This is a genomic window from Mesorhizobium sp. MC2-1-1 (assembly GCF_057597255.1).
On record NZ_CP195205.1, the window covers coordinates 932,155 to 952,598 of the forward strand.

Genomic DNA, 20,444 nt, shown 5'->3' on the forward strand with positions numbered 1-20,444 from the left:
AAGCGAAGACTGAAATAGCCGCCATACACATTGTCGCGAGCAGTTCGCCGTTTCGACGAAACGAAGAACCGCCTAGAGTTCCGCCGGGCACGACGGACCGGAACCACCGGGGAAGGGGAGCATGGCCATGAATGACGTCAAGCCAGTTGATCCGAGGCCGCTTTCGGAGATCGCAAGCTATCACGCCCATATCTACTATGACGGAGAGGCCGCGCGGCGGCATGCCGAATGGCTGCGCCGGCGCATCGGCGAGCGGTTTCGCGTGCGGCTGGGCAACTGGCATGACGAGAAGGTCGGCCCGCACGAGCAAGCCATGTACCAGGTCTCCTTCGCGCCCGGGATCTTCGCCACGCTGGTTCCCTGGCTGATGCTGAACCATGGCGGCCTGAGCATCCTCGTCCACCCCAACACCACCAACCCAAGGCGCGACCATCTGGTCGACCCGATCTGGATCGGCCGTCCGCTGCCGGTGAAAGGCGACATACTGCCCGAGGATCACGAGGCGGAGGAGGCGCTGGAAGTGAACACGGAGCCGACGCTGGAAGCGTAGGGAAGGCGCGCTTTCGGCAAGGCGCGCCGGCCGGATGGCCAATGCCCGCTCGCCTTGCGTCGCATCGGCAGGTCGGGCCGGCGCCCAGGCCCGGGATTCATTCGTTCCACGAGGCGTTTCATGGTGCTTTGCGGCCGCTCGGCGGTTAGGGTGCCATGCGGGCGCTGCCTTGCGGGGCAGGCCCCTTGATCCGCATCGGGAAGTGACAGCATGAACAATCAATCCCCCACCGCCGAGACGCTGCCCTATCTGTCGGCGGCGGTTCTCGATCGCCTGGCGATCTCCACGCCGGACGTGGTCGACGAGATCGAGCGCCAGATCATCGGCCAGAGGCGGGGCGAAGTCTGGTGCGCGCCGAAGGCGGCGGTGTGGCCGGGCGACGACCGGTTCATCATGGCGACCCTCGGCGTGGCGTCCGTCCCGCCGGTGCTGGCCACGAAGTCGCTGGTGGTGAACCCGCGCAACGCCGAGCGCGGACTTGCCACGATCAATTCGCTGATCACGCTGCTCGATGCCGGCACCGGGCTGCCGCTTGCCCTGGTCGATGGCAACTGGGTGACGGCCAGGCGCACGGCGGGCCTGAGCGCGGCCGCGGCCAGGCGCATGGCCAGGGACGATTCCTCGTCGGTCGCCTTCATCGGTTGCGGCGTGCAGGCGCGGGGCCATCTAGAGGCGTTCGCCGATCTTTTCCCGTTGCGGGAAATCCGCGCCTTCGGTCGCGGCGCGGCCAACCGCGACGCGCTTTGCCGAATGGCGCAGGCGCGGGGCCTGAAGGCAATCCCATGCGACACGGCGAGGGTCGCGGTGGAGGGCGCCGACATGGTGGTGACGACGGTGACCCTGGTGCCTGAACCCGAACCGTTCCTCGACGCGAACTGGCTGAAGCCGGGAAGCTTCGCCGCGATCACCGACCTCGCTCTGCCCTGGCAGCGCGAAACGATGCGCCGCTTCGATCGCATCGTCGTCGACGATCTGGAGCAGGAAACGAAGATGCCGAAACCCATGGTCGACCCGGCGCTGGTCGCCGGCGACCTGACCGGCCTGGTCTGCGGCGATTTTCAGGGCCGGCGGAGCCCGGCCGAGACCACGGCCTTCGTTTTCCGGGGGATAGCCGTGGGCGATCTGGCGGTGGCGGCGCTGGCCTATCAGCGCGCGCTGGCGGCGGGAGCGCTTGTGGCGTAGGGGCAAAGCCGGGCAAGACGGGTTCCGGTTCCGGCGCGTCTGCGCAAGCGGCGACCCATGCCCCTGGGTGGGCGCGCGGAGCGGTTGTCAGTGGTTTGTCAGGTTGGATTCGCTATGCCGCGCCAATGACGCGCGCAACGCCGTCATGGCCTGTTGGTCGAAACACCAGTCGCACTACAACTTCCCCAACCGAATGGAGATACCATGTATCGCACTCTCGTTATCGCCGCCCTCGCCGGCGTGATCGCCGGACCGGCGTTCGCTGCCGCCACTTGCAGCACCGCAGCGAAATCGAAGTTCCAGCCCAAGGCGACACTGGAGGCGCAGTTGAAGGGCGAAGGCCTCACCGTGCGCCAGATCAAGACCGAAAAGGGCTGCTACGAGGTCTATGCGGTCGATAAATCCGGCAAGAAGGTCAACGCCGCCTACAACGCCGAGACCCTCGAGAAGCTCGACAATGCCGAAGCCGGCGAAAATTGATCGAGCCATGCCGGCGGACGCGCACCCGTCTCGCGACGTGGTGCGCGTCTGGGATCTGGTCGTGCGCGGATTCCACTGGGCGCTGGTGCTGAGCTTCGCCATCGCCTGGTTCACGCCGCAAAGCGCCGAGAACATCCACTACTGGGCCGGATACGCGGCCGCCTCGCTTGTCGCGTTGCGGCTGGTGTGGGGCATCGTCGGCACGCCCTATGCGCGCTTCTCGCAATTCGTGCGCGATCCCGCCACCGTGCTGCGCTATCTCGGTGCCATCATCAAGGGCAGCGAGGCCCGCTATATCGGCCACAACCCGGCGGGCGGCGCGATGGTGTTGGTGCTGATGGCCATGATGGTCTCGGTGGCGCTGACCGGCTGGATGCAGACGACGGACGCGTATTTCGGCGTGTCCTGGGTGGAGGATGCGCACAGCCTGGGCGCGCACGGCCTGCTGGCGCTCGTGTTCCTCCACATAGGCGGCGTGGTGCTGGCAAGCCTTCGCCATAATGAAAACCTGGTTCGCGCGATGATCACCGGCCAGAAACGCAAGCCCGAATCGGCCGACATCGCCTGAACGCGCCCGCGACCGGGCAAACGCTGGCGTCGGTCGGACGCCGGTGGAACATATCGTCGCTTGCGCGATTATGCCGGGGCGCTCCCAAGGCCCCGGCATTTTCGCGCAAGCCTTGGGAAGAAGGAGTATGCCCGATGCGGCGCTATTCACAGATCACCATCGCCATCCATTGGCTTACCGCCCTGCTGGTCGTCGTCGCCTGGCTGACCTCCGAGGGCGGGCGCCATGCGCGCACCGACCCTTCCTATTTGCACTTCACCGTCGGCCTTGCCGTGCTGCTGCTGGTCGTCCCGCGTCTTTTGGCGCGCTGGCTTGGCGGGGCGCCCCACGTCGAGGATACGCAGAACCGCTGGCTGGACCTTGCCGCGCGCGCCGGACACACGGTGCTTTATCTGTTCCTTATCGCGCTGCCGCTCAGCGGCTGGTATGCCGCCTCGCGCCTCGGCATCCCGGTCTCCTTCCTGGGGCTTGACCTGCCGGCGCTCGCCGCGCCCGTGCAGGGCGCGCCGGGCCTGATCGCCGAGCTGCACGGAACCGGCGGCTCGCTGATCCTGTGGCTGGCCGGCGCCCACGCGCTGGCCGCGATGTGGCACCAGTTCGTCATGAGGGACGGAACGCTGGAGCGGATGAACCCGCTCGCGTCGAACGAGCTCGCCGGCGGCCGCGACTAGCCGGCGCCGACAGGGCACGATGAGAGGCCGCGCCGGCGCGTCCGCGAAAGGGGCGCGCTGGATGTGAATAGCCGGCCGACGTTTGACGCTTAGGGGCAGCTTCCAGTGGCCGGCGCCTGTTGCCTGGTGGGAACAGCGTCCCGGCGCCGGCCCGGCGAATTTGCGATCCGCCGCAATATTCAAGGTAGCTAAAGAACGTCTGCCACGACATGGCGCGATCGCATAAGCAGCATCGCATATGCCTGGCCGCCGCCGAAGCCGCTTGTGCCTCAGCCCGGCTTGCGCCTCAGCCCGGCGCCTGGACGGGTTGGTCCAGCCTGGCATCGTCGACGACGACATTGGCGAGCGGCGCCGAGAGCGTCCAGCGCACGAAGCCGGGCTGGCGCTCCAGCGAGGCGCTGCCTGACAGGCTGGTGGGCACGACGCGCTGCAGCACGATGCTGCCGAAACCGAGCCGCGGTTCGGCCTCTGGCGGCGGCGCGGCACTGCGCGCCGTGCGCTCTTCCCAGACCAGCTCGAAATCGCGACGTTCCTCGCCTTCGGTCGGCACCCGCCAGCTGACCCGCACTGTTCCGCCATCCGCCGACAGCGCGCCATATTTGGTTGCGTTGGTGCCGAGCTCGTGCAGCGCCATGCCGATATTCTGCACGGCGTTGAGGTGCAGCGTCAGGTCCGGCCCCGACAGCTCCACGCGCCCATCCCGCGCGAAAGGGCTCAGATGCTCTCGCACCAGGTCCGATATGCCGGCGCCGCGCCAGTTGTTCACCACCAGAAGGTCATGCGAGCGCGACAGCGCCATGATGCGCTCGCGGATCTGGACTTCGAACAGGCGCGGATCGGTCGCCCGCTTGGCCGTCTCGCGGATCATCGAAAGGATCACCGCATACTGGTTCTTCACGCGGTGGTTCACCTCGCGCATCAGAAGCCGGATGTGCTGTTCGCTCGTGCGCCTTGCCGTGACGTCGGCGGCCATGCCGAACCATTCGCGGATCTCCCCGTCCTCGCCGAGAATCGGGATCGCGCGCGACAAGGTCCAGCCGGCGGTGCCGTCGGCACGCCGCACGCGGTGCTCCAGCTCGAACACGCCGCGCTCCGCGACAGCCCGGTCGATCGCCGCCTCGACGGCGGGAATGTCCTCCGGGAAGAGATAGGCCTCGCGCCACGACACCACCGGGCCTTCCGTCGTCGACATCAAGCCCCGGCCGTCCAGCTGATGCATTTCCTGCCAGTCCGGGCTCATGCGGTAGATGACGTCGGAGCTGGCATTGACCAGCGCGCGGAACCGCTGCTCGCTTTCAAGCAGCTTTGCCGCCGCAAGCACCCGCGCGGTGGTTTCCGAAACGATGCAAAGCACCGCTTCGACAGAACCGTCCTGCGCCCGCACCGCCGAATAGGAGATGTCGAAATACACCGTTTCGCCCACCCCGCCCGAGCGCTCGATGTAGAAAGGCCGGTCCTTGGCCGAGAACGTCTCGCCGGTGGTGAGCACGCCGCTGAGCAGCGGCTCGAGGTCGTCCCACAGCTCCGCCCAGTTCTCCCGCGCCGGCCGGCCGAGCGCGCGCGGATGCTTGTCGCCGATCGTCGGCGCATAGGCATCGTTGTAGACCGCCACGAAGTCCGGCCCGCAGAACATCACGATCTGCGCCTCGGCCGCGAGCATAAGGTCGGCGGCGGTGCGAAGGCTTGGCGTCCACGCCTCAGGCGGCCCGAGCGGGCTGGAATCCCAGCGATAGTCGCGGATCAACCCCGCCACTTCACCCTTGCCCCGAGGCCATTGTGCCAGCCCGTCCACCATGGGGGCATTAACGCGCGACTCCGAAGATGTATCCGTGGGTTAAGGGGGAAATTTCGAGCGGACGTTGTGGGGGCTGGAATCTGTGGCGCGCGCCCTGTCAGCGCTTTGCCGACAGCCGATGATAGTTGCTCCGGACGCGCTTCGCTATCGGTCTAACCGCTGCCGCCGTGGCGGCGCTTGCCGCCCTGCCGTCCAGCAGCGAAGGGCTTTTGCCCGCAAGAACCTCCGGCCAGAAGCTGAGCGCCGCCCTGAACGTCGCCGCCTGCGCGGCAAGCAGGCCTTCGGTCGCAGCGAGCGCTTTTTCGTGAACCGCCATCATCGCCTCCTTGCCGTTGGGCGCCCCGCTCACCGCATCGAGCGCCATCAATGGCATCCGCATGCCGATGACCGCCGGCGCCAGCCAAAGATCGAGGCCGCCCGGCTTCCTGAATTTCCTGCGAACGGCCATGAGCACTTTACCTTCTTGTGATGAGAACGATGGCGAGACTACGCGCCAAGGGCAGGTTGGTTCCACGTGGGGGGCGAAGAAGCGGGAGAGGCGGGCGGATGCGTTTCCCCGAGGCCCAGCGCCTGGAGACCCCCGCAAACAGCGACGAATTGGGTGGTTCCGTGGGGCGAGGGGGAATTGGGGCGCGGTTTGGCCGGCCGAAGCCTGCGTTGGGGCGAAGGGATGGCGCCCGCCACTGGCGGACATCGCTTCGTTAATGCACACTCGCGCGCATGTGCAATCTCTACAACATCACCACCAGCCAGGACGCCATCCGCGAGTGGACCCGCGCCATGCGCGACATCATGGGCAACCTGGAGCCCTCGCTGGATGTCTATCCCAATATGCCCGGCGCCGTCGTGCGCAATGCTCCCGACGGCCAGCGCGAGCTTGCCAGGCTGCTTTGGGGCATGCCGACGCCGGCCGAGCGGGTGAAGGGCAAGGCGGACTACGGCACGACCAACATCCGCAACCCGCAATACGGCCACTGGCAGCAATATGTCGGCGTGGAGAACCGCTGCGTGGTGCCGGTGACGAGTTTCGCCGAGCCGAGCCCGACGCCGAACGACAAGGACCCGGAGACGGGCATACAGCGCAACTACTGGTTCGCACGAAGCGAGGAGCGCCCGCTGTTCTTCTTCGCCGGCTTCTGGACGCGCTGGCAAGGTGTGCGCAGGGTGAAGGACGGCCCGGGAGACTTCGAGCTTTACGGCTTCCTGACGACCAGGCCCAACGCCCTCATCGCGCCGATCCACGAGAAGGCCATGCCGGTGATCCTGACCACCCGGGACGAGGTGGAGACCTGGCTCACGGCCCCGTGGTCGGAAGCGCGCCACATGCAGCGCACAGCCCCCGACGATGCCCTGGTGATCGTCGAGAAGCCGGCCACCCAGATCAAGTTTCCGCAGCAGGCTCCGGAGGGAGGGCAGCTTTCGTTGTTGTGACGGCGCGGGTTCGTGTAAGCTTCCCAAATACCGGGCTGCGGGGGACACTGTGCCAATCGACTATCGACTGTCAAAGGTGGTCATCGATTGCTTTCGTGGAATTGAGCACCTAGAGCTCGATTTGCATCACGGATTTCCATCAGTTCTTATCGGCGCGAACAACGCCGGAAAGTCTACGGTCCTCAACGCCATTGCTTTGGCTTTGAACGGCGGTGGCTTTCACCAGTGGTCTCCAGAGGAAACAGACTTCTTTTGCGATAATACTGGAAACCGATCTCGAGAGTTTTCGGTTCAGGTGCATTTCCATTCTGTGAATGAGCTTGGTTACCCTGCTGTTCGAGGGATCGGGAAACCGACACTGGTCCACGGCGTCCAGGTGAAAGGAAAGACGACCAAGGGAAGCAAGGTGAGCCACACTCGCACACTGCTCGACAACGAGGGAAGAGCTGTAACTGTCGCCCCGAGGACGCCGCTTGCCGCCGATGACAAGGCTAAGTTTGCCGAGCACAATGTTGAATATAGGCTACTTAACGCCCGCCTAGACGACATATCCGAACATGCCCCGGAGGTTTGGCTTTTCAAGCCCCAGAACATTGAAGCATCGCTGTACGTTTGGAAATCGGGGCCGATAGCGAAGCTATCAAAGCTGCTCGCTTCTCGCTTCCTAAACGACACCTGGACCATGAAAGCAGCGGATGGTGTCGAGCGGCCAATGCCCAAGACATTGCATTCGGCACACAACTTCTTTCGACAGGCGGTGGAGGCCTTCCCGTTTTGGCGTGACGATATGAAGCCGAAGCTTGAGACCGTTTTCAGCCGGTATGTTGGCGCCCAAGCCAAGATCGATTTAAGGCCTGATCCTCAAGCGCTGGATGAGTGGCTTGCTCAGCAGTTAGCGGTCTCACTGGCCACAGACCCTGACAGCATTACGACCCCGCTTCGAAGCATGGGGGATGGCTGGCAAAGTGTCATACGCCTTGCCGCGCTAGAGGCCCTTTCGGAGTATCCCGAGCTAGTCAGAGAGAGGGTGGTCCTGCTGGTCGAAGAGCCCGAGACGCATCTTCATCCCCACCTCCGGCGCAAAATCAGGAAGGTAATGGGGACGCTGGCGCGGAAGGGTTGGACTGTCGTTTATAGCACCCATTCGCCAGAGTTGGTTTCTTTTGATCAAGATCAGTCGATTACGCGCCTGGTGAGGAGCCGCGGGGCGGTTGCCGGCAGAGGCATACAGACCGATGGACTGGAGCAGACTGCAAAGCTGCAATCAAAGCTGGATGACAATGGTGCACATGACTTTCTTTTTGGGTCGGCGGCGGTGTTATGTGAGGGCAAGGACGACCAGTTCGCGGTCAGACTCGCCCTGGAAAAGCTGGGCTTTGATCTTGATGCTCGATCGATCAGCGTCACACAATGTGGCAGCGTGACTGCCATCCCTGCCTTTGCCTCCGTGGCGGCAGCACTCGGCATTCGCTGGTGTGCTCTCACTGACGAAGACCTCGGGGATGACGGGAAGGTAAAGCCCAAGACTGAGGCAGCTCGCGCTTCGATTGACCGTTGCCGAAGTGAATCTGATTTGCAGGTGTGCTGGCCCACAGATTTGGAGAAGACCCTCGGCGTCTCGAAGGGAAAAGCGACGCCAGATGTAACCAGTGGCCAGCTAGAATCGGCGGCGTGGCAGACAGATCATCCGGAGTTCAGCGATGTTGTGCGGACGATTGCGCAGTGGATCGACCCGTCAGCCAGTCGGTGATGTCCGCGCCCACTGCTATTGATCGTCCTTCCACATCACCCGGCGCACCATACGGACCCCGGCAAGCCGCCTCACGCGTATCTTCATGCTCTGCACTGCGCTTGGTAAAAGAATGTCCACATCGAACTCCCGCCGCTTGCAGCGGTCGCACCGCATGTGCCGCTCCACGTCCCAGAACGGAATGTCTCCCATGAGCTTGAGGAGATCCCCGGGGAGGTAGTGGCGAGTGATGTTGCAATTGATGCAGCGGACGCGAATTAGCTGCCCGATGTCGTGGGCACGGCTTAGCGTTTGGACGACGCGGCGGGTTCGGCTGCTGGGCTCCGGCATGCTCAATCGATAGGAAGGTATTCCTCAAGGAGTCAATTCGCCCGTTGACATTTTCGTTCCCTTTTTGTTCACTGCAAGCATCGACAATTGGGAGTCAACGGATTGAACCAGATCGTCCGGCTCGACAGGCGCCAGGAGGCCGTGCTTCAAGCCACCGCCGACAAGTTCATTGCGCTTCACAAGGGCGACGCCGTGAAGGCGCTCAAGGAAATGATCGTGCTCAACGGGCACCTTCAACGGCGGTTGGATGCGCTATCGGGAACGCAGCGGAAACCATTGGAAGGACGGGGCAATTCCGCTTTCGGATAAGCTCGCGGTAAGGTGGGGGATAACCCCCAGAGGCCATAAGCCAGAATCCAGCGTCCAATCCCAGGAAAGAAGGTGTATCGCGATCGATCCACGGCTCGATGCCGGGATACCGTTCCGCCAGCTTGCGGAACAGCTCCCTTATGTCCTTGGCTTCGATCTCGTGCCTTGCCTTCCCGCCGGCGCTGAGTGAGCGCTAGACCTGGACCAGGCTGGGTCGGGCGCCGCTCGGCCCTTGAGCCTCATCCGAGACCACGAACGAGAGCGCGATCAGGTCATCGACGTCAATACAGCCATGGCCGTTGTCCAGCACGTCCGCGACCCTTTGGAAAGCCAGCATGTCATCCGTGCTGAGGTTGGCCGCTCTCAGCCTCGCTTGCAAACCCGCCAATCTGGTTTCCAAGGTCGTGGTAATCATGCTTGCCTCCGTTACTGCCCAGCGCCGCGTTCAGATGCCGACATCGGGCGCGAGAACATCACCGGCCCGATGGAAAAGGTTGATCGCCATTTTCGTCAGATGCCCGCCATCCGTGGGCAGATGGCGGGCGATCCGGCACTCCTGACGATGAAGGGACTCATTTCTCGTCAGCGCAGACCTAATGAGAACGAGGAGCATATGTTTCGCGCGATGGACCAATGCGTCGCAGAATGGGACCTCGGTCGGATCGAGGGCCGCATCAGCGGAACCTAATGTTCTTCGCGCGCTTATCGCCACATGAGCAAGCGCGGTCTCGAGTTCTTCGACAGATGGATGGCGCAGCATCTGCCGAACGTGATGACGGACGACCCCCTCGCGGTGGCCGACCTTGCCACCGAGATTATGAAAGCGGCCGGGCGGGAAGGGATCGCGGCCAGCGAGATCGACGAGGAAGTCGATAGCATCTACGAGGTGATCTTCGAGGCGCTGCAGCATGGCAATCGCGGTCTGGGCGAGAGCGGCCAGGCCGCCCTCGATTTGCTTGCCGGTCGCTTGGCGAGAGAAGCCGGCATCACCCAGGAACAGGCCGGCGCGCTGATCGAAACGATCGGAACCGACTGGGATTCCCTCCTTCGTGAGGCTCATTTTCTCCGGGATCAGGCTGGTCGACAAAGCTAGGGCAGGGCTCTTCTACGATAGCATTAGCCTTTGCCTCTGGTCCTTCCTGCTGCAGCAACAAATCGATGGCGCCCGTGTGTTCCCACGATAGCACCAGCCGTCAGGAACATTAGCCCGGCCTGATGGTTCTTTCGGAGGGATTGCCCAGCCGAGTGGAACCATGGCCGAGCTGACATTTGCCTTTGTGTATTATTGCGGGCTGACCAGCCACGATATGGTCGGCGCCGTCATGTCCCTGATGGCGGGGCTGTTTCTCCACAACCTGGTGCGCCAAGATCGGCCAGACAGATAATTCGTCGGCCCGCCCGCGGCCCGACCCGGAAGGGAAGGCACGAGCCTGGCCAGACTGACGTTCGAACTTGCCTGATCGACGGAACGTTAGTGGGCGCTAATTGTTTATCCTCCACAGGAGGATCAACCATGCACAGTATCATCTACATTGTCGGGCTCGTCGTCGTCGTCCTCGCCGTCCTGAGCTTCTTCGGCCTCAGGCGATAGGCGGATGCCCCCACGGTCCGCAAGGACCTCCATGCATCCGCACAACTCGGTAAATGGCTGGATGCGGTTGCCGGGGATTTGCTCCGAGCTTGACTTTGGCTGCTGAAGACGCCGGCGAATGAAGGCCGACCCCAAGCAGGAATCACAGTAATCGGGGGCAAGAGGCCATCGCGAGTCGCGCGATAACCTCGCGCTCACCCCCCAGCCAACCTCGGCAGCAGGAAAATCTCCGCCCCCTCTGGCAGTTCCTTGCTCCACGTATCGCGATAGATCGTCCCGTCGATGGCGACCGCGATGCCGCGGTCGATCCATGGCTCTATGCCGGGATACTGTTCCGCCAGCTTGCGGAACAGCTCCCTTATGTCCTTGGCCTCGATCTCATGCCTGGCCTTGCCGCCGGCGACGGCGCTGAGGGAGCCCCAGAGGGTGACTTCCACCATCGCCGTCAGTCCCGGTTCAGCCTTCCCGTTCCGCGTCGAGCGCCGCGAGGATGCGTGGCGGCGACATCGGGATGTGGGTCATGCGCACGCCCACAGCGTTCGACACCGCGTTGGCGATCGCCGCCAGCGGCGGCACGATCGAGGTTTCGCCCACGCCGCGCACGCCATAGGGGTGGTTGGGGTTGGGGATTTCCAGGATCTGCGTGTCGATCATCGGCAGGTCGGAGCACACCGGGATGCGGTAGTCGAGGAAGCCCGCATTCTGCAGCCGCCCGTCCTTGCCGTAGATATACTCCTCGTTGAGCGCCCAGCCGATGCCTTGCGCGGCACCGCCCTGGTACTGGCCCTCGACATAGGTCGGGTGCACCGCCTTGCCGGCATCCTGAACCACCGTGTAGCGGATCACCCTGGTCGAGCCGGTCTCGGGGTCGACCTCGATGTCGCAGATATGGGTGGCGAAGGAAACGCCCGCGCCGTCGGCCACGAGCTCGCTATGGCCGGCGATCGGGCCGCCGGTCGTGCCCGACTTGGCCGCGATCTCCTTCAGGGATAGCGGCGACAGGTTGCCGTATTTCTCGCCCTTGGCGATGGCATGGCCCTTTTCCCAGGTGACGTCGTCCACCGGGATATCCCACATCTGCGCCGCGCGCTCGCGCAGGATCTTGATCGCATTGCGGGCGGCCGAGATGGTCGCCATCGAGGAGGAGAAGGTGCCGCGGCTGCCGTCGGTCATGTCGTTGTAGCCGAGCGAGGACGTATCGGCGACGATCGCCTTGACGTGGCTGTAGTCGATGCCGAGCTCCTCCGCCGCCACCAGCGACAGCGAGGCGCGCGAACCGCCGACATCCACCGTGCCCACGGCCAGCGACACCGAGCCGTCCATGCCGATGTTGAGGTCCGTGCAGGTCTGGCCGCCGAAGTTGAACCAGAAGCCGCAGGCCATGCCGCGCCCCTGGTTGGCCTTGAGCGGCGCCTTCATGTGCGGATGATGCTTCACCGCTTCCAGCGTCGGGCCGATGCCGATCGGCCCGTAGACCGGGCCGTAGGAGGCGCGGGTGCCTTCCTGCGCGGCGTTCTTGATGCGGAAGTCCACCGCGTCCATGCCAATCTCGTGGGCGAGCTCGTCGATGGCGCTTTCCACCGCGAAGGCCGCCATCGGCGCCGACGGCGCGCGATAGGCCGCCGTCTTCGGCCGGTTGACCAGCACTTCGAAACCGACGGTCTTGACGTTCTCCAGCTTGTAGCAGGCGAAGGCAGTCATCGCCCCGATCTCGGCCCAGGAGCCGGCATAGGGGCCGCAGCTATAGCGCAGCGTCGCTTCCGCGGCGGTGATGGTGCCGTCCTTCTTCGCGCCTATTCTGACGTCGATCGAGGTGGCGCTGGTCGGGCCCGAGGCGCGGAACACCTCGTCGCGGGTCATCACCAGCTTCACCGGGCGCCCGGCCTTGCGCGACAAGGCAAGCGCCACCGGCTCTGCCCAGACATGGGTCTTGCCGCCGAAGCCGCCGCCGATCTCCGAGGAGGTGACGCGCAGCTTCGAGGCTTCCAGCCCGAGCAACTGGGCGCAATGCTGGCGGTAGACGAAATGGCCCTGCGTGCAGACCCACAGGTCCGCCGTGCCGTCCGGGTTGACGCTCGCCACGCAGGCATGCGGCTCGATATAGCCCTGGTGCGTCTGCTCGGTTTTGAAGGAGCGCTCGACCACGAAGTCGGCCTCGGCAAAACCCTTGTGGACATCGCCATGGCCGAACTGCGTGCGCTTGGTGATGTTGGAGGGCTTTACCGGCTTTTCCTCGAGGCCTTCGGTGAAGACCTGGTCGTTGATCAGCGGCGCGTGGTGGTGCGCTGCCTCGTCGACATCCGTCACATGCGGCAGCACCTCATACTCGACCTCGATCAGCTTCAGCGCCTGGCGGGCGATGCGGGCGTCGATCGCCGCCACGGCGGCCACCGCGTGGCCGTCATAGAGCGCCTTCTTGCGCGCCATGCAATTGTCGAGGATGTCGAACATCGCGGCGTCGCCGTCGGTGAGGTCCGGCAGGTCCTTGGCCGTGATCACCGCCTTCACACCGGCGAGCTTTTCCGCCTTCGAGGTGTCGATGCTCTTGATCACCGCATGGGCGTGCGGGCTGCGCAGCACGCGGCCGACCAACTGCCCGGCCATGTTGAAGTCGGCGCCGTAGCGGGCACGTCCGGTCACCTTGTCGATGCCGTCGGGACGGATCGGGCGCGTGCCGACGGATGCGAATTTGCGTCCTGAAAAGCGCGGATCGAAATTCATGGATTACGCTCCCTTCATCACGTTGGCCGCGTCCTGGACGGCGCGCACGATCTTGTCATAGCCGGTGCAGCGGCAAAGGTTGCCGGCCAGCCCGAAGCGGATTTCCTCCTCGGTGGGCGAGGGGTTCTTGGCCAACAGGTCCTTGGCCGCGATCAGGAAGCCCGGCGTGCAGACGCCGCATTGCAGCGCCGCATGCTCCAGGAACTTCTGCTGCAGCGGGTGCAACTGGTCGCCATGCGCCATGCCCTCGATGGTCTCGATCTTGCGGCCTTCGGCCTCCGCGCCCAGCACCAGGCAGGAGCAGACCAGCCTGCCGTCGACGATGACGCTGCAGGCGCCGCAGTCGCCGGTGCCGCAGCCTTCCTTGGCGCCGGTCAGGCCGAGCCGGTCGCGCAGCACTTCCAGCAGCGTCTCGTCGGGCTGGCAGAGATATTCGACGGCATCGCCGTTGATCGTGGTTGATACAGCTACACCGGCCATTATTTGCCTCCCGCACGCTTGTAGGCGATTGCCGCGGCGCGCCTTGCAAGCACGCCCGCGACCTTCCGTCTGAATTCGATGGTGCCGCGCTTGTCGTCGATCGGACGGCAGGCGCCGGAACAGATCTTGGCCAGCCGCTCGAGCGTGTCCTCGTCGAGCTTCGAGCCGACCAGCACCTGGCCCGCTTCCTCGACCAGAAGCACCGTGGGTGCCGCGGCGCCCAGCGCCACGCGGGCGCTTCTGATCGCGCCCTTGTCATCCAGCGTCAGGTTGACGCCGGCGCTCACCACCGCGATGTCCATTTCGGTGCGCGGAATGAAGCGCAGATAGGCGTCGCCCGCATGCGGCGGGCGCTTGTCGAGCAGGATCGCCTCGATGATCTCGCCCTTGGCGAGAGACGTGCGGCCCGGACCGGTCGGCACGGCTTCCACGGCAATGGTGCGCTTGCCCGAAGGCCCTACGACCACGGCCCTTGCGCCTGCCGCCACCATCGCCGGCACGCTGTCGGCGGCGGGCGAGGCGTTGCACAGATTGCCGGTGATGGTGCAGCGGCCCTGCACCTGCTTGGAGCCGATCAGGTTGGCGGCCTCGACCACGCCCGGCCATGCCTGCTTGAGCGCCTTGTTCTCGCCCAGCACCGCGCAGGGCACGGCGGCGCCGATGCGGAAGCCCTCGGCCGTCTCGGTGACGTCGCTCAGGCCGCCAATGCGCTTGATGTCGACGATCAGCTCGGGGTCGACGAAGCCGCCCTTCATCCTGACCAGAAGGTCGCTGCCCCCGGCCAGGATCGCGGCCGGTCCTACCGCCTTGGCGAGTTCGCCAACGGCATCTTCAATTGAAAGCGGACGTATGTAACGCATCGTCTCCCCTTGGTATCGCTTTGTCAGCGACCGTTATAAAGCGTCTGGTTATAATGGCCATCCCGTTCGTGCATGTCCGGGTTGGGCCAGAGCCCTGTTCCAGATGCGCCCAGCGGGCGGACCAGGGCAGGGCGGCGGCTTGATGCCCGAACTTGATGCCCGGGACGCCGGACGCGCCGATAACCGGCATTCCAGCAGGAAAACCGGCGCCGCGGGGCGCCGCGGCCAGTCTCTTCTCCGGCCACGATAAGGCGGGAATGTGCCCGAATGGCGGATGAGGGGCGGCGCCTTCGCCGATTATTGCCTGTTTCCGCGACAAACCGCAAAACTGATATTCGCCTCAGGCGACACGGCGAATGGATGGGTTGTCGTCATCGCTGAGCGCTTCGCCGTCTCCCGGCAGGGAGCGGCGATAACGGCTTCGTCCCCGATGTCCGGCGGCGAGCACGCGCGGGCCGATCCACGGCGGGAACGGGCAAATATTGTTATCGCGGCCTTGGGCCTGTAAGAGCGGGCATGACCTTCATCTCCCGTCTCGCCGCGCTCGCCCTGCTGGCCCTCATCACCTTTGCAACGCTGTCGCCGATCCAGCTCCGGCCGCATCTGGGCGATGCCAACATCGAACGTGCCCTGGCCTATGTCATGCTGGGGGTGGCCCTGGCGCTCGGCTTTCCGTCCCGCGTCGTCCAGACCGTAATTTTCGTTTGCGCGGTGGCCGGCGTGCTGGAGTTCCTGCAGCTCTTCGACCCCGGCCGGCACGCGCGTTTTGCCGATGCCCTCGTCAAGGCGGCGGCGGGTGTCGCGGGGATCGTCGTGGGGCGCTTCGTCCTCACCTTGGCAAGCCGCGCAGCCGATCGACGCTAAGCCGCCGGCTCGCGGCCGAGTGGTGTTGCGACCTGATGCAGGTCGGATTCAGAGCGCCCGGCGCATGGATTTCCGCATAAGCTGCGTTCGAACGAGGGACGGTCCCGCACGAAGATGGCCAAGAAGTTCGCATTCCTGCTGGTGCGCGATTTCACCCTGTCGCCGCTCTCGCTGTTCATCGACACGCTGAGGCTCGCCGGCGACGAGGGCGACCGCAGCCGCAGGATCGAGTTCGACTGGGAGATCGTCGGAGAGCGCGGCCTGCCGATCCGCGCGAGCTGCGGCGTCGAGCTGCTGCCGACAAGGGCGATGGGCAATCCGGAGGATTTCGACAATGTCGTGGTGGTCGGCGGCCTGCTCGACACCAACCGCAAGCTGAGCTCGGAAAAGGAGGCGTTCCTGATGCGCGCCGCCGAGAAGGGCGTGCCGCTCACCGCGCTCTGCACCGGCAGCTTCGTGCTGGCGCGCTACGGCCTGCTCGACGGCTACAGCGCCGCCGTCAGCTGGTTCCACATCAAGGATTTCCGCGCCGAGTTCCCCGATGTGAGCGCCCATGCCGACAGCCTTTATACGGTCGACCGTGGCCGCGCCACCTGCGCCGGCGGCACCGGCGCCGCCGACCTTGCCGGCTATTTCGTCTCGCAATTCATCGGCCAGAAGGCGGCGGAGAAGGCGGCGAAGATCCTGGTTCTCGACCGCATCCGCTCCAGCCGCGACGTGCAGCCGGTCGGCGACCTCTTCCCGGCCGCCGCGAGCCGCGCGGTGAAGCGTGCGCTGCTGCTGATGGAGAGCAATTTGCAGGAGACGCTCTCGGTGGCCGAGATCGCGGCGCGGCTGAACTGCTCGCGCCGCCAGCTCGAGCGCCTGTTCGGCGCCGAGCTCGGCATCGGCCCGATGGCCGCCTATCTGGCGCTCAGGGTGCATTACGCCAGGTCCCTGCTGGAAGGCAGCGATCTTGCCATCGGCGAGATCGCCTATCGCTGCGGCTTTGCCAACGCCGGTCATTTCAGCCGCGTCTTCCGCCAGCAGACCGGCATAACGCCGACCAATCTCAGGCATCCGAACCGCGGGGTTGCAGCCGTCGCGAAAGGCCAGAGCAATTCCAGGAAAAGTGCGTAGCGGTTTTCCGTCCGGGATTGCGAAAAACAAGGACTTGGAGCGGTTCCGCGATTCCTTGAAACGCTGAACCGCTCTAAAGCAATTCCAGGAAAAGTGCGTAGCGGTTTTCCGTCCGGGATTGCGAAAAGCAAGGACTTGGAGCGGTTCCGCGATTCCTTGAAACGCTGAACCGGTCTAAAGCAATTCCAGGAAAAGTGCGTAGCGGTTTTCCGTCCGGGATTGCGAAAAACAAGGACTTAGAGCGGTTCCGCGATTCTCTGGAACGCCGAACCGCTCTAAGGCGGCGCCTTGGCAGGCTTGCATGCCCTGCCTGGCTGATTGCGCCGGCGCGCAAACGGACCGTAGCTAGCAGGCGAGCGGTTATGTCGCCGCTGTTCAACGCCTGCGAGAGCCATGCCGCATTACCCCGAAGCCATGCCCGGATCGAAAGCCCTGTTCGAGCGCGCCAAAAAGGTGATGCCGGGCGGCAATACGCGCACCACCGTCTTTGTCGATCCGTTCCCGATCTATGCCGAGCGCGGCGAGGGCTGCAGGCTTTGGGATGTCGACGGCAATGTCTATTACGACTGCATCAACAATTTCACCGCGATGATCCATGGCTACGCGCATCCCGACGTCACCGCGGCCGTGGCCGGGCAACTGCCGTTGGGCACCGCCTTCGGCGCCCCGACGCTGAGCGAGATCGAGCTCGCCGAACTCCTGGTCGAGCGGCTGCCCTCGGTCGACCAGGTCCGTTTCACCAATTCCGGCACCGAGGGCGTGATGATGGCGATCAAGGCCGCGCGCGCCTTCACCTTGCGGCCGAAGATCGTCAAGATCGAGGGCGCCTATCACGGCTCCTACGATTTCGCCGAGGTGAGCCTGGATTCGTCGCCCGCCAACTGGGGCGATCTGCCGAGATCGACGCCCTATGCCAGGGGCACGCCGCGCGGCGTGCTGGACGACGTGATCGCCGTGCCGTTCAACGACACCGAGGCGCTGCGCGCCGTCTTCGCCGCCGAGGGCGACAGCATCGCAGCCGTGCTGATCGACCCGATGCCCAACCGTGCCGGGCTGATCCCGGCGCGCCGCGATTACCTGCTCGCCATGGCCGAGATCGCCCACGCGGCGGGCTCGTTGGTCATCTTCGACGAGGTCATCTCGTTTCGCCTCGGATGGTCGGGCGCGCAAGGCCTGTGGGGCATCGAGCCCGACCTGACGGCGCTCGGCAAGATCATCGGCGGCGGTTTTCCGGTCGGCGCCGTGGGCGGGCGCGCCGATGTCATGGCGGTGTTCGATCCGACCGCAGGCAAGCCGGCGCTTCCGCATGGCGGCACCTTCACCGCCAACCCGGTGACGATGCGCGCAGGGCTTGCCTCGATGCGTGCGCTGACGAAGGAAAGCTTTGCCCATCTCGATCGGCTGGGCGCGTTCCTGCGCGACGGCGTCACCGCCTCGCTCCTGAAGCATGGGCTTGCGGGCCAATGCGTCGGCCTTGGGTCGCTGTTCAAGGTTCACTTCACCTCGCACCCCGTCACGGACTACCGCTCCATCTATCCCGGCCACGCCGAGCGGAAGAAATTCGACGCCTTTCACAAGGGCCTGCTCGGCCGTGGCGTGCTCTCCGCCAGCTACGGCCTGTTCGCGCTCTCGACGCCGATGACTGGGGACGATGCCGGCGCCGTCCTTCAGGCGATCGACGAGACCCTCGGCGACGTCGCCGCGCAGTCCTGAAAGCAGGCGGACCATAGATGACAGTTTTTCCTCATGTCGTGGTGATCGGTGCTGGCACGCTGGGCATGTGCACGGCGCTCAACCTCGTCGAGCAGGGCGCCCGGGTGACGGTGCTGGAAGCCCAGTCGATCGCGTCGGGGTCGAGCGGCCGGTCGGTCGGCGTCGTCGGGTCGCAATTCACCGACCCGTTCGAGATCATGCTTCGCGCCCATTCGCTGCGCCGGTTCCGCGAGTGGGAAGGCGAGGGGCTTCGCTTCAACCATATCGGCTATCTGCGGCTGGCGCGCACGGCCAGCCAAATGGAGCTGTTCGCGCGATCGGTCGAGATCCAGGCCGAGGCGGGCTTGAGGTCGCGTCTCGTCCGCGCGAACGAACTCAGGGAGCTCGTTCCGCACATCAACCCCGACGGGCTCGAAGGCGGGTTGTTCGGCCCCGACAACGGCTTCCTCGATCCGCACGAGATGTGCAATTTGCTGGCGCAGATGGTGCGCGCGAAGGGCGGCGAGATCCGCCAGTATCGCAAGCTGGTCGGCGTGCTGAGGCGCTCGGGCGGCTACACTCTGGAGACCAATGGCGGCCCGCTGGATTGCCAGGTCGTGGTCAATGCGGCCGGCGCCTGGGCGCCTCGGGTCGCGGACCTCTTCGGCCAGGCCCTGCACATATGGCCCGAGCGCCACGAGGCCGTCGTCATCCATCTCGACGAGCCGCTCGGCTATACGATGCCGATGGTGATGGACCTCGTGGACGGAGAAGGCAGCGGGCTCAATTTCCGCCACGAAAAGCCGGGCGAGCTGATTGCCGAGATCCACAAGGTGAAGTCGATCGCGCCGGAGGATTCCGACAATTACAACGACCAGTGCGATGAGCAGTCGAAGGTCGACCTGGCGGAGCTGCTTTTGGAACGCGTCCCCGACCTGCCGGGCGCGCGGCTGGGCCGAGGCTGGGCGGGCCTGTATCCCGTCACGGCCGACCATCGCCCTTTCGTCGGACCGGTCGATGCCTCGGAGCCAACGCTGATCACCGCCGCCGGCGCCGGCGGCTACGGCATCCAGCTCGCCCCGGTGATCGGCCAGATCGCGGCCGACTGGGTACTTCACGGCGCGCCGGTTTCGGTGCCGGGTTCACAGAGCCTGGCGCCGTCGGCGCAGCGCAACATCCCCGGTCACTGACCGACGATCCTCTCAGATGCCGGTCGCAGGCCGGCTTGAAACATGAAGCAACGCCAATGACCCGGCGTCGTAAATGATGAAGGCCCCGATCGCGATCAGGGCGAATGGCACAAGCCAATGGCCATAGCGCCGGATTGGCGCGCCCAAGGCCGGGTGGTTCACCAGCCAGTGCGCGAACATGAGCCAAACCGCCACGCCCATCGCGAAGACCATAAGCGTGACGCCAATCTCGGCCTTGCTGCTTGTGGCGAAGGCCGGTGTGTAAATGCCGATGTTGTCGCCGCCATTCGCCACCGTGACGGTCGCCACGGCAAGGACGTTTCCCAATCCCGGCTTGGGAGCGCTTGCCTCGTCGTCATCACTCCCACGCCACAGGTCATGGAGCTTCTTAAAACCTATCAGGATCGGCAGGAAGCCGAGCAAACCGACATAGACCGGCGCAAAAACCAGTGAAACGAGCGATGCGACCAGGCTGACGGCCACCAGCACCGCGAACCCCAGGCATTGCCCGATGACAACTTGATAAGGACGGAACTGGCGGTGCCCGAAGAAGCCAAGCAGAACGAAAACGTCGTCGATGTTGGTGGCGGCAAATAGGGTGGCGGCCACGCCGATGGTGCTGAGCATATGGAGATTCCGCCTTGATTGGCGCAACTTGTCGCCTGCCGTCACAGTCGGGTCAATGCGTTGCCGGGAAGCTCCGTGGCCGCGGACATTGTGGAGCTGGTCCAAGCACATGGAGCCGGAAAACCACATGATCGCGTGGCTTGTCGCACGCCCGACGTCATGGGTCTGGACATGCCTAAGATGCGAGCGTTCGCGTTAACCATCGATTAACTATCCGGTCGCCTTTAATAGTGT

At 64.7% G+C, this 20,444-nt stretch carries 22 protein-coding genes; 15 read left to right on the forward strand and 7 right to left on the reverse strand.

The features are described from left to right. Positions 1-127: 127 nt before the first annotated feature. The 5 genes from ACR64R_RS04610 to ACR64R_RS04630 all read left to right on the forward strand — a co-directional run bounded on the left by ACR64R_RS04610 (position 128) and on the right by ACR64R_RS04630 (position 3,451). Positions 128-550, forward strand: a complete 423-nt coding sequence (locus ACR64R_RS04610) for a DOPA 4,5-dioxygenase family protein (protein WP_487360504.1) — start codon at positions 128-130, stop codon at positions 548-550. A 210-nt stretch (positions 551-760) separates the two neighbouring features. Further along, the gene (locus tag ACR64R_RS04615) at positions 761-1,732 is read left to right on the forward strand and encodes an ornithine cyclodeaminase family protein (RefSeq protein WP_487360505.1); all 972 of its coding nucleotides are present in this window, start codon (positions 761-763) and stop codon (positions 1,730-1,732) included. Between the two features lie 204 nt (positions 1,733-1,936). Next, entirely contained in the window at positions 1,937-2,212 is a 276-nt protein-coding gene (locus ACR64R_RS04620) for a PepSY domain-containing protein (protein ID WP_487360506.1), read from the forward strand. A gap of 7 nt (positions 2,213-2,219) precedes the next feature. Then, complete coding sequence (locus ACR64R_RS04625; protein WP_487360507.1) at positions 2,220-2,780, forward strand: cytochrome b/b6 domain-containing protein; 561 nt, start codon at positions 2,220-2,222, stop codon at positions 2,778-2,780. 134 nt (positions 2,781-2,914) lie between these two features. Next, positions 2,915-3,451, forward strand: a complete 537-nt coding sequence (locus tag ACR64R_RS04630; RefSeq protein ID WP_487360508.1) for a cytochrome b — start codon at positions 2,915-2,917, stop codon at positions 3,449-3,451. 286 nt (positions 3,452-3,737) lie between these two features. Here ACR64R_RS04630 and ACR64R_RS04635 read toward each other — a convergent pair whose 3' ends face one another. Continuing rightward, the gene (locus ACR64R_RS04635; protein WP_487360509.1) at positions 3,738-5,204 is read right to left on the reverse strand and encodes an HWE histidine kinase domain-containing protein; all 1,467 of its coding nucleotides are present in this window, start codon (positions 5,202-5,204) and stop codon (positions 3,738-3,740) included. 139 nt (positions 5,205-5,343) lie between these two features. Next, a complete protein-coding gene (locus ACR64R_RS04640) occupies positions 5,344-5,694 on the reverse strand; it encodes a hypothetical protein (RefSeq protein WP_487360510.1) in 351 nt (116 codons plus the stop codon). A gap of 272 nt (positions 5,695-5,966) precedes the next feature. Between ACR64R_RS04640 and ACR64R_RS04645 the strand changes: the two genes are divergently transcribed. The 6 genes from ACR64R_RS04645 to ACR64R_RS04670 all read left to right on the forward strand — a co-directional run bounded on the left by ACR64R_RS04645 (position 5,967) and on the right by ACR64R_RS04670 (position 10,451). Further along, positions 5,967-6,677, forward strand: coding sequence for an SOS response-associated peptidase (locus tag ACR64R_RS04645; RefSeq protein ID WP_487360511.1), 711 nt, complete (start codon positions 5,967-5,969; stop codon positions 6,675-6,677). 49 nt (positions 6,678-6,726) lie between these two features. Then, positions 6,727-8,427: an ATP-dependent nuclease gene (locus tag ACR64R_RS04650; RefSeq protein WP_487360512.1), complete on the forward strand. Its 1,701-nt coding sequence runs from the start codon at positions 6,727-6,729 to the stop codon at positions 8,425-8,427. Positions 8,428-8,859: 432 nt separating this feature from the next. Continuing rightward, complete coding sequence (locus ACR64R_RS04655; protein ID WP_487360513.1) at positions 8,860-9,066, forward strand: hypothetical protein; 207 nt, start codon at positions 8,860-8,862, stop codon at positions 9,064-9,066. A 232-nt stretch (positions 9,067-9,298) separates the two neighbouring features. Next, positions 9,299-9,754: a hypothetical protein gene (locus ACR64R_RS04660; protein WP_487360514.1), complete on the forward strand. Its 456-nt coding sequence runs from the start codon at positions 9,299-9,301 to the stop codon at positions 9,752-9,754. A gap of 60 nt (positions 9,755-9,814) precedes the next feature. Beyond that, positions 9,815-10,159 carry a hypothetical protein gene (locus ACR64R_RS04665; RefSeq protein ID WP_487360515.1) on the forward strand — a complete coding sequence of 115 codons (345 nt, stop codon included), beginning with the start codon at positions 9,815-9,817 and terminating at the stop codon, positions 10,157-10,159. A 160-nt stretch (positions 10,160-10,319) separates the two neighbouring features. After that, on the forward strand, positions 10,320-10,451 hold the full coding sequence (locus ACR64R_RS04670) for a hypothetical protein (protein ID WP_487360516.1): 132 nt from the start codon (positions 10,320-10,322) through the stop codon (positions 10,449-10,451). Positions 10,452-10,851: 400 nt separating this feature from the next. On the opposite strand, the gene ACR64R_RS04675 is transcribed toward ACR64R_RS04670, so the two are convergent. The 4 genes from ACR64R_RS04675 to ACR64R_RS04690 are packed head-to-tail and all read right to left on the reverse strand — an operon-like array spanning position 10,852 to position 14,718. Beyond that, a complete protein-coding gene (locus tag ACR64R_RS04675) occupies positions 10,852-11,097 on the reverse strand; it encodes a MoaD/ThiS family protein (RefSeq protein ID WP_042639658.1) in 246 nt (81 codons plus the stop codon). 16 nt (positions 11,098-11,113) lie between these two features. Next, on the reverse strand, positions 11,114-13,378 hold the full coding sequence (locus tag ACR64R_RS04680; protein WP_487360517.1) for a xanthine dehydrogenase family protein molybdopterin-binding subunit: 2,265 nt from the start codon (positions 13,376-13,378) through the stop codon (positions 11,114-11,116). Positions 13,379-13,381: 3 nt separating this feature from the next. Continuing rightward, on the reverse strand, positions 13,382-13,858 hold the full coding sequence (locus ACR64R_RS04685) for a (2Fe-2S)-binding protein (RefSeq protein WP_487360518.1): 477 nt from the start codon (positions 13,856-13,858) through the stop codon (positions 13,382-13,384). Next, on the reverse strand, positions 13,858-14,718 hold the full coding sequence (locus tag ACR64R_RS04690; RefSeq protein WP_487360519.1) for an FAD binding domain-containing protein: 861 nt from the start codon (positions 14,716-14,718) through the stop codon (positions 13,858-13,860). The genes ACR64R_RS04685 and ACR64R_RS04690 overlap by 1 nt, the downstream gene beginning before the upstream one ends. 516 nt (positions 14,719-15,234) lie before the next feature. Between ACR64R_RS04690 and ACR64R_RS04695 the strand changes: the two genes are divergently transcribed. The 4 genes from ACR64R_RS04695 (at position 15,235) to ACR64R_RS04710 (ending at position 19,583) form a co-directional block, all read left to right on the forward strand. Further along, entirely contained in the window at positions 15,235-15,582 is a 348-nt protein-coding gene (locus ACR64R_RS04695; RefSeq protein ID WP_487360520.1) for a VanZ family protein, read from the forward strand. Between the two features lie 114 nt (positions 15,583-15,696). Next, positions 15,697-16,701 carry a GlxA family transcriptional regulator gene (locus ACR64R_RS04700; RefSeq protein ID WP_487360521.1) on the forward strand — a complete coding sequence of 335 codons (1,005 nt, stop codon included), beginning with the start codon at positions 15,697-15,699 and terminating at the stop codon, positions 16,699-16,701. Between the two features lie 393 nt (positions 16,702-17,094). Then, positions 17,095-18,414: an aspartate aminotransferase family protein gene (locus ACR64R_RS04705; RefSeq protein WP_487360522.1), complete on the forward strand. Its 1,320-nt coding sequence runs from the start codon at positions 17,095-17,097 to the stop codon at positions 18,412-18,414. A 17-nt stretch (positions 18,415-18,431) separates the two neighbouring features. Next, entirely contained in the window at positions 18,432-19,583 is a 1,152-nt protein-coding gene (locus tag ACR64R_RS04710; RefSeq protein ID WP_487360523.1) for an NAD(P)/FAD-dependent oxidoreductase, read from the forward strand. A gap of 12 nt (positions 19,584-19,595) precedes the next feature. Here the strand turns inward: ACR64R_RS04710 and ACR64R_RS04715 are convergent, their stop codons facing one another. Then, complete coding sequence (locus ACR64R_RS04715; protein ID WP_487360524.1) at positions 19,596-20,210, reverse strand: cadmium resistance transporter; 615 nt, start codon at positions 20,208-20,210, stop codon at positions 19,596-19,598. Positions 20,211-20,444: the final 234 nt, after the last annotated feature.

What these genes read in the sequence shown, in the direction of transcription:
- ACR64R_RS04610 (WP_487360504.1), top strand. Translation starts at nt 128, where the DNA reads ATGAATGACGTCAAGCCAGTTGATCCGAGGCCGCTTTCGGAGATCGCA.
- ACR64R_RS04615 (WP_487360505.1), top strand. Translation starts at nt 761, where the DNA reads ATGAACAATCAATCCCCCACCGCCGAGACGCTGCCCTATCTGTCGGCG.
- ACR64R_RS04620 (WP_487360506.1), top strand. Translation starts at nt 1,937, where the DNA reads ATGTATCGCACTCTCGTTATCGCCGCCCTCGCCGGCGTGATCGCCGGA.
- ACR64R_RS04625 (WP_487360507.1), top strand. Translation starts at nt 2,220, where the DNA reads ATGCCGGCGGACGCGCACCCGTCTCGCGACGTGGTGCGCGTCTGGGAT.
- ACR64R_RS04630 (WP_487360508.1), top strand. Translation starts at nt 2,915, where the DNA reads ATGCGGCGCTATTCACAGATCACCATCGCCATCCATTGGCTTACCGCC.
- ACR64R_RS04640 (WP_487360510.1), bottom strand. Translation starts at nt 5,694, where the DNA reads ATGGCCGTTCGCAGGAAATTCAGGAAGCCGGGCGGCCTCGATCTTTGG.
- ACR64R_RS04645 (WP_487360511.1), top strand. Translation starts at nt 5,967, where the DNA reads ATGTGCAATCTCTACAACATCACCACCAGCCAGGACGCCATCCGCGAG.
- ACR64R_RS04665 (WP_487360515.1), top strand. Translation starts at nt 9,815, where the DNA reads ATGGCGCAGCATCTGCCGAACGTGATGACGGACGACCCCCTCGCGGTG.
- ACR64R_RS04670 (WP_487360516.1), top strand. Translation starts at nt 10,320, where the DNA reads ATGGCCGAGCTGACATTTGCCTTTGTGTATTATTGCGGGCTGACCAGC.
- ACR64R_RS04675 (WP_042639658.1), bottom strand. Translation starts at nt 11,097, where the DNA reads ATGGTGGAAGTCACCCTCTGGGGCTCCCTCAGCGCCGTCGCCGGCGGC.
- ACR64R_RS04680 (WP_487360517.1), bottom strand. Translation starts at nt 13,378, where the DNA reads ATGAATTTCGATCCGCGCTTTTCAGGACGCAAATTCGCATCCGTCGGC.
- ACR64R_RS04685 (WP_487360518.1), bottom strand. Translation starts at nt 13,858, where the DNA reads ATGGCCGGTGTAGCTGTATCAACCACGATCAACGGCGATGCCGTCGAA.
- ACR64R_RS04690 (WP_487360519.1), bottom strand. Translation starts at nt 14,718, where the DNA reads ATGCGTTACATACGTCCGCTTTCAATTGAAGATGCCGTTGGCGAACTC.
- ACR64R_RS04695 (WP_487360520.1), top strand. Translation starts at nt 15,235, where the DNA reads ATGACCTTCATCTCCCGTCTCGCCGCGCTCGCCCTGCTGGCCCTCATC.
- ACR64R_RS04700 (WP_487360521.1), top strand. Translation starts at nt 15,697, where the DNA reads ATGGCCAAGAAGTTCGCATTCCTGCTGGTGCGCGATTTCACCCTGTCG.
- ACR64R_RS04705 (WP_487360522.1), top strand. Translation starts at nt 17,095, where the DNA reads ATGCCGCATTACCCCGAAGCCATGCCCGGATCGAAAGCCCTGTTCGAG.
- ACR64R_RS04710 (WP_487360523.1), top strand. Translation starts at nt 18,432, where the DNA reads ATGACAGTTTTTCCTCATGTCGTGGTGATCGGTGCTGGCACGCTGGGC.
- ACR64R_RS04715 (WP_487360524.1), bottom strand. Translation starts at nt 20,210, where the DNA reads ATGCTCAGCACCATCGGCGTGGCCGCCACCCTATTTGCCGCCACCAAC.